This is a genomic window from Pseudarthrobacter sp. AB1 (assembly GCF_014926485.1).
GTDB lineage: Bacteria > Actinomycetota > Actinomycetes > Actinomycetales > Micrococcaceae > Arthrobacter.
Genome location: NZ_PZKO01000021.1, coordinates 1 through 6,655 on the forward strand (window position 1 = coordinate 1; position 6,655 = coordinate 6,655).

The 6,655-nt window shown below is 60.4% G+C and carries 6 protein-coding genes and 2 pseudogenes; 2 read left to right on the top strand and 6 right to left on the bottom strand.

The genetic code is table 11. The features are described from left to right. The 5 genes and pseudogenes from DAD99_RS06950 to DAD99_RS06970 form a co-directional block, all read right to left on the bottom strand. A pseudogene (locus DAD99_RS06950) lies at nucleotides 1–176 on the bottom strand (IS1380 family transposase); the annotation flags it as partial. 528 nt (nucleotides 177–704) lie between these two features. Continuing rightward, nucleotides 705–1,175, bottom strand: a complete 471-nt coding sequence (locus DAD99_RS21550; RefSeq protein WP_227007754.1) for a GntR family transcriptional regulator — start codon at nucleotides 1,173–1,175, stop codon at nucleotides 705–707. A gap of 77 nt (nucleotides 1,176–1,252) precedes the next feature. Next, the gene (locus DAD99_RS06960; protein ID WP_193340926.1) at nucleotides 1,253–2,410 is read right to left on the bottom strand and encodes a CaiB/BaiF CoA-transferase family protein; all 1,158 of its coding nucleotides are present in this window, start codon (nucleotides 2,408–2,410) and stop codon (nucleotides 1,253–1,255) included. 1 nt (nucleotide 2,411) lies between these two features. Continuing rightward, nucleotides 2,412–3,281 carry a CoA ester lyase gene (locus DAD99_RS06965; protein WP_193340927.1) on the bottom strand — a complete coding sequence of 290 codons (870 nt, stop codon included), beginning with the start codon at nucleotides 3,279–3,281 and terminating at the stop codon, nucleotides 2,412–2,414. After that, nucleotides 3,278–3,835 carry a MaoC family dehydratase gene (locus tag DAD99_RS06970; RefSeq protein ID WP_193340928.1) on the bottom strand — a complete coding sequence of 186 codons (558 nt, stop codon included), beginning with the start codon at nucleotides 3,833–3,835 and terminating at the stop codon, nucleotides 3,278–3,280. The genes DAD99_RS06965 and DAD99_RS06970 overlap by 4 nt, the downstream gene beginning before the upstream one ends. A 295-nt stretch (nucleotides 3,836–4,130) precedes the next feature. Here DAD99_RS06970 and DAD99_RS06975 point away from each other — a divergent pair, with 295 nt between their 5' ends. Continuing rightward, on the top strand, nucleotides 4,131–5,303 hold the full coding sequence (locus tag DAD99_RS06975) for an acyl-CoA dehydrogenase family protein (protein ID WP_193340929.1): 1,173 nt from the start codon (nucleotides 4,131–4,133) through the stop codon (nucleotides 5,301–5,303). A gap of 174 nt (nucleotides 5,304–5,477) precedes the next feature. On the opposite strand, the gene DAD99_RS06980 is transcribed toward DAD99_RS06975, so the two are convergent. Beyond that, complete coding sequence (locus DAD99_RS06980; protein WP_309233218.1) at nucleotides 5,478–6,137, bottom strand: hypothetical protein; 660 nt, start codon at nucleotides 6,135–6,137, stop codon at nucleotides 5,478–5,480. Between the two features lie 347 nt (nucleotides 6,138–6,484). Between DAD99_RS06980 and DAD99_RS06985 the strand changes: the two are divergent. Continuing rightward, a pseudogene (locus DAD99_RS06985) lies at nucleotides 6,485–6,655 on the top strand (IS21 family transposase); the annotation flags it as partial.

Sequence of the window (6,655 nt, forward strand, 5' to 3'; positions counted from 1 at the left end):
CCGGGCCGGTGCCAGGCGCCGGAGGGGACGAACTGGCCCAAACGGTCTTCGCATAGGTCCCTGAATCCGAGCGCGTCAACAAAAGACGTCACCACGTTCAGCCCGGCATGGGAGACCAGCGACTGCTCCGTCGTGGCAACAGGAAGGGACGGGAAAACTCCGGTAATCTTGGACATCAGAAAGGTGCTTCTTTCAGCCGGTGGATCAGTGCGTCGACAACACTATTTTCCCAGCTCAGAAGCACCTTTCGTCGCTTTAACACACCCCGCGGGCGACAGCCTCATGAAAACCCCGGGTTAAACGGACGACAACACCGGTATTCGGAACTCCTGACAGAAACGGGGTTGGGTTTGGTAGCTTTCGCGGGGAAAATCTTTTGTCGCAGCTGGTGGCGACTACCCTGCGTCCGTGATGGATGCACAAACTTGCAGCGTGCAGCGAAGCCCTGTGCCGGGTCGTGCTGGCCATCGCTGGGCCGGCTTCGGCGTCTGGTGCCGGGAGCGGCGGCGCCGCGACTCGGGCGTCGTAGGTGGCTGCGAGCAGTTCCCCTGAATGGATAGTGTGCGACATCATTGACGCGGGCGTCTTCGCTGTGTCTCCAGCGCGGATTCGCTTAAGGAGTTCCTCATGGTCGGTCACTGTTGCCTGGGGCCATCCGGGAATTGTTGAGTAGAACTGCCGTGGGACGTAGCGCGTGATCAGGCTCAGTGCCCAGAGTATTTTCGGGAGCCGGCCATCGTGTTGACTTGGCGATTGAAGGCGCGGTTCTTCTCTTTGAGCAGCTCATGGCCTTTGCGCCGTGCCGCTGCGATGGGTCCGTGGTGGAGCTCTTCCAGCTCCGCTGGTTCATCTTGTGTTGGGCCAGCTGCAGCGCGGGCGGCCAGCTCGCCGGCTATGAGTGCCTGGACTTGGAAGAGATCCCGGACCTCTTGTCCGGTGAGGGATGTGACCTGAAATCCTCGTCGCGGGAGCAGGTCCGGGAAGCCTTCCACACGCAGTTCCTGCAGGGCTTCACGGGCGGGGGTGGTCGAAATGCTGAGGGCCTGCCCGACGGTCTCGGGCCTGACGGTTGTTCCTGGTCTCAGTTCACCGGACATGATGAGTCCTCGGACGTGGGCTGCCGCTTCATCGCTAAGCTGCCTGCGGCCACGGTCATCACTACTGCGGTTACCCATGCATCTCTTCTCCTGATGATCCCGCTGAGAATAGAGCATTGCCGCCGGGTCCCGCGTGGCCCGGCGGCAATGGTGACTCAGCGGTCCGCGGGTGTCAGGGGTAACCCCAGCTCGGCAAGAACTTGCTCGGTGTGCTCACCCAGCTCAGGGATGGGGCCCATGGAGAATCCTGCCTCCCTGGACGTAACCGGCGGGATCAGGCTGCGGACACTGCCGACAGAAGACTGCACCTCACGCCATCGGTTTCTCGCGGACAATTGCGGGTGGGCGGAGAACCCGTGCATGTCGCGCAGCTCAGCGTTAGCGATGGACGCTGCGTCGAGCCTTTCAACGAGTGCCTTAGTGGGAAGTGATCGCAGGACGCTGTTGATTTCATTGTGGAGATCTGTTCGGTTACGAACTCTGGCGTCGTTTCCCAAGAATCGTGGCTCGTTGGCCAGTGCGGGCTTTTGCAGCACTTCCCGGCAGAATTTTTCCCACTCCCGCTCGTTCTGGATTCCGAAGAAGACTGTTCCGTCGGCGGCATCGAATGGCCCGTAAGGGGCGATGCTGGCGTGTTGTGCCCCGCTACGGGCAGGCGGAGCTCCGCCGTATTCAGCGAAGAAGTATGGCTGGCTCACCCACTCGCCGAGCGCCTCCAGCATCGAGATCTCCAGGACGTCGCCTTTGCCGGTTGAAGCCCTTTGCAGCAAGGATGTCAGTACGCCTGAGTAGGCGTACATACCGGCGCAGATGTCAGCGATTGAAACTCCCACCTTTGCAGGTGAGTCTTCGGTTCCAGTGACGCTCAGGAGCCCTGATTCACACTGGACGAGGAGATCGTAGGCCTTCTTTTGCTCGTACGGTCCGCCCTTTCCATATCCGGAAACGGAGACGTGAATGAGTTTGGGGTTGAGGGCCAGGGCGTCGTCCGGGCCAAAGCCCAACCGTTCCACTGCACCGGGAGCGAGGTTTTGCACCAGGACGTCGGCCTTTGCAACAAGCTGTTGCAGGGCTTCAAGACCGTGGGCGGATTTGAGATCGAGGATGATGCTTTCCTTGCCCCGGTTCAGCCATGCAAAGTAGCTCGCCATGCCGTTGACTTTGCTGTCATAACCGCGCGCGAAGTCTCCCGTGTCCCGTTCGACTTTGATGACCCTCGCTCCCAGATCGGCGAGTTGGCGTGTGGCGAATGGGGCGGCGACGGCCTGTTCCAGGGAGACAACCGTGATTCCTTCGAGAGGTAGGCGGCCCATATCAGTTCTCCTTTCTTGTTCGGGCGAGAATGCGTTGTGCCCTTTCGATGACAGGACGGTCGATCATTTGTCCCTCGATTTGGCTGGCTCCGCCGGCAGCTGAAACTACGGACTCAGCCCACTCAACCTCGTCCGGGCCCGGACGGAAGGCCTGGTTCACTACTGGGACTTGGGAGGGATGGATGCACAGTTTGCCGCCGAATCCGAAACCCCGTGCAAGCTTTGCTGATGTCTGGACCTTTTCGATCTCTTTGATGTAGATGGCGGGCGAATCCAGGGGTGCAGGAATTCCGGCCGCCCGCGATGAGACCACCAGCGCGCTTCTGGCGTGGTCCAGAAATCTGTCATCGGTTCCGGCATCGATGTCCAAGGCGTAGTCGATGGCACCGAACGACAACCGGGTGATACCGGATATTCCGGCGACGTCCGCCGCGCCGATCACACCAACAGCTGTCTCGATGAGGGGTACGACTGCCAGATCCAGCAATTCACAACGACTCGCGAGGTTCCGGAGGGCCAAGCTGTCTTCGGCTTTGGGGATCACGAGCCCCAGAAGACCATGTTTTGCCTGCCGGGCAACGTTGAGAAGAGCAACAATTTCGGCCTTGCTGCTCTCTGTTCCGAGCGGATTGATACGCACCAGTGCACGCAGGTCAACGCGGGTCAACGAATCGACAACGGCTGCCAGCGCCTTCGCTTTGTTGACCGGCGCCACGGCGTCCTCAAGGTCGGCGATGACGACGCCCGCGCCGGAGGCGGCAGCCTTGGCGAAACGTTCGGGCCGGTCGCCCGGAACGAACAGCGCCGTCACGGCCGCGGCAACCAGTTCAATCCCCGGCGTTTCAAAGAGCACGTCACTTTGACCAATCACTGGAAATTCTCGTGATCCGGCAGTGTGGATTCGTCCGGCCTGGCCGACTCGACGCTTGGCAGGTGGCCGTGGCGGTAGACCATAAAGGTCCTTCGATAACTGATCACAATTTTGCTGTCCTGGTTGAACCCTTCAGTAGCCACAGTTACAAGGCCGAGGTTAGGGCGGGACTTGGATTCGCGGATGGCGAGGACCTTGGACCGAGAGTAGACAGTGTCGCCCTCGTAAACAGGGTTAGGCATCCGCACTTCATCCCACCCCATGTTCGCGAAGACATTCATGGACAGGTCGATCGTGGACTGCCCTGTCACCAGTGCCAGGGTGAACGTGGAATTGACCAGCGGACGGCCGAACTCAGTACCCGCAGCGAAATTGCGGTCCACGTGAGTCTTGGCGACGTTCTGCGTGATCAAGGTGAAGTTCTGGTTGTCCGCTTCCGTCACCGTCTTACCGAACGGGTGGTAGTAGATGTCGCCGACCGCGAAGTCTTCAAATAAGCGCCCAGTCCATCCCGGTACTACACGGGTCTGACCCGTAGTCAGTTCTGACGTCATCGTTAGCCCCTCTTTCATTCCGGATACCGTATACCGTATACTAGTCGCAAAGGAGTCGACGCGACAACTGTTTGTCACCGTGAAACGTGGTCACTGATATGCGCACTTCCAGGATCGCGGAAGACACGAGCAGCCAAAATATTGGATGGCCCGGCGGGAGAAAGGGGTTTTGCCTTGTCCTGCTGCGACCGGCCAAGCGAAGTGGGTCGCAGAGTCGCCCGATCTTCTGATGCAATTTTTTTATTTGATGCCCCAGGCTTCCGATGATGCCTAGCCAAATACCGAGGAGCACCTAGTGACTGTTCATACTGCTGTTGAAGAGCTGAGGGTGAAGACCCGTACTCTCTGCGCCCTGTTTCCGGACGAGTACTGGCGCGAAACTGATCGCAACCGCCGTTACCCGCAGGAATTCGTAGACAGGTTGACTAAGGAAGGGCTCCTAGCTGCGCTGATTCCTACTGAGTACGGCGGCATGGGCGTGGGCCTCACCGAAGCAAGCGTGATCATGGAGGAAATCAACAAGTCCGGCGGCCATTCCGCGGCCTGCCACGCCCAGATGTACACCATGGGCGCCCTTCTTCGGCATGGAAATAAAGACCAGAAGAATGCGTACCTGCCGGCAATCGCGTCAGGCGACCTCCGCCTTCAGGCCTTCTCAATCACCGAGGACGCTGCCGGCTCTGACACAACCAGCATCGAGACCGCTGCGGTCAAGGACGGGGACGACTACATCATCACCGGCCACAAGAGCTGGACCAGCCGGATCGACGAGTCAGACTTGGCCTTCGTTCTCGCCCGCACCTCCGAAAAACCCGTGGGCACAGGAGAGGACCGGACGCACGGACTGACACTCTTCCTGGTGGACTTGCGCCAGGTCCGGGCCGAGCAACCGGAGACGCTGGAAGTTGTCAAGGTCCGCACCATGTTCAACTACGCCACAAATCAGGTCTTCTACAAGGGCATGCGCGTGCCGCAGTCGGCAGTCATCGGCCAGATCGGCAAGGGTTTCCGCTATGTCATCGACGGATGGAATGCCGAACGCATCCTCCTGGCTTCGGAAGCGATCGGTGACGGCTACTGGTTCACCACCCGAGCAGTGGAGTACGCCAACAAGCGCACAGTCTTTGGCCGCACGATCGGCACGAACCAGGGCGTGCAATTTCCCATCACGGACGCCTACATGAAGGTGCGTGCTGCAGACATGATGCGATACGAAGCAGCACGGCTGTTCGACGCTGGCGAACCCTGCGGCGCCGAAGCCAACATGGCTAAGCACCTCTCATCCGAGGCGAGCTGGGCCGCCGGCAACGCTTGCCTGGACACACATGGAGGCTACGGGTTCGTTGATGAATACGACGTCGAACGCAAGTTCCGCGAAACCCGCATGTTCCAGGTGGCCCCTGTCAACAACAACATGATCAAGTCCTTTGTCGCTACCAAAGTGCTAGGCCTCCCGCGGTCGTATTAGGCAAATAAGCCCGCTGTCACAAACTCAAAGAAGGAGACTCGCATGTCGCGCAGCGTAAGCTCGCTACCTCTGAGGGGAACGATGGTTCTGTTTTCACCCAGTCCCCGAATAGAAGCGCGTGCAGCGCGAATGGGCAGCCGCAACCGCAGGAAGTGGTACCTTCCGGCGCACCCGTCACGAGGGCCGGGCCCGTCCGACGACGACGGTGCCGTCCAGTTCTTCCGAGCGGACCGTCCTCACCGCGAAGCCTGCCTGCGCCAGGATCGACGACGTCCCTGTGGCCTTGCCGCTCGCTGGTTTCGATGATGCGGTTCCCGCGCGGCCGCAGCCATTCGTTGGCCTCCGCAGCGACGCGGCGGTGGAAGTCGAGTCCGTCAGCCCCGCCGTCGAGCGACCACGACGGTTCGTGCTCGCGTGCCTCGTGCGGCATGGAATCAATAGCCCCGGTGGGGACATAGGGGGGCGTTGACAGCCGGCACCGGACCCGCAACAAACGTCCACAACGACGGCGGGCTCCGAACCATCCAGGCGCTCCCGCATCGGGTCCGCCGAGAGCAGGGAGACCGCCTCAGTCACCAAGAGCCAGGTCCGGCGGCGCGGAACAAAAACCCCGGCATCGAGCTCAATCCGGAGTCCACAGAATTCTGCCCAGCCCAGGATGTGCTCCAGTGGATACCCGGCAACGCGCTTCTCCACTGCCGAAGCGATTTCGTCCGGGTCGGACACTGCGGTGAGCAGAAGCTGGGCTTCCTCCTCCGCAAAGACGCACCCGGCCGAGCGAAGCCGCTCAGCGATCGCCACAAGGGACTCAACATGAAGTTCAGTGGCTGACATGGGTACACCTTCCGCGAACTGATGGGCTCCGGGCACCGTCGCCCGCCTCTGAATCTACGCGACTGTAGCCTCCGCGGGCATGTCTGAAAGGACTGGATTTATTCAGTGCAAGCGATTACCGTGTGCCGTCGTTCACATGGTGATCGTTCCGTGGTTGCCGGTACGAACCGCACATCTGACCGCAAATTGACGCCGCCCCATGTTAGCGGCCATGAAAAGTGCCCGTTGGTGGCCATGAGATCTGCCCACTTCCTTTACTTAGCCCTGCTGCTTAAGCGGCGGGAGCCTCTTCCCGGGGTTTGATGACGGTGTCTAGTCGCACCAAAGTCGTCCGGGAAGAGGCCCTAATGAAGTTTGACGGAGAAATCATGGAAATACTTGCTGCGTATGATCTGACCGGATCGTTGCGTGCCGCCGCTGAGCTCACCGGCTGCTCGCACCACACGGTCGCCCGGCACGTCGCTGCCAGGGATGCCGGCCAGCCGATCGCGGAACCGGTCTATCGGGGCCGGGTCACC

Bases quoted from the DNA above. Each gene is read 5' to 3' on its own strand.
- DAD99_RS21550 (WP_227007754.1), bottom strand. From the start codon at position 1,175: ATGGGTAACCGCAGTAGTGATGACCGTGGCCGCAGGCAGCTTAGCGAT.
- DAD99_RS06960 (WP_193340926.1), bottom strand. From the start codon at position 2,410: ATGGGCCGCCTACCTCTCGAAGGAATCACGGTTGTCTCCCTGGAACAG.
- DAD99_RS06970 (WP_193340928.1), bottom strand. From the start codon at position 3,835: ATGACGTCAGAACTGACTACGGGTCAGACCCGTGTAGTACCGGGATGG.
- DAD99_RS06980 (WP_309233218.1), bottom strand. From the start codon at position 6,137: ATGTCAGCCACTGAACTTCATGTTGAGTCCCTTGTGGCGATCGCTGAG.